The sequence below is a fragment of the Streptococcus sp. WM07 genome, from assembly GCF_004570525.1.
In the GTDB taxonomy this organism is placed as follows: domain Bacteria; phylum Bacillota; class Bacilli; order Lactobacillales; family Streptococcaceae; genus Streptococcus.
Genome location: NZ_SPPZ01000394.1, coordinates 1 through 207 on the forward strand (window position 1 = coordinate 1; position 207 = coordinate 207).

Below are 207 nucleotides of genomic sequence, written 5' to 3' on the forward strand. Positions count from 1 at the left end.
ACTGTTCCTTAAAGAATTTACTAATTTAAAACATCTGACTCCTGTTTATATTGATGAGACAGGATTTGAAACATATTTTTATCGAGAATATGGTCGTTCCATGAAAGGTCAGTTGATAGAAGGTAAGGTTTCTGGAAGAAGATATCAACGAATATCTTTAGTTGCAGGTCTCACAAATGGTGAGATTATAGCTCCGATGACATATGA

General features: G+C 33.8%; 1 pseudogene. It reads left to right on the plus strand.

The annotated features are described in order from the left end of the window. Window positions 1-207: pseudogene (locus tag E4T71_RS09710) on the plus strand (IS630 family transposase); the annotation flags it as partial.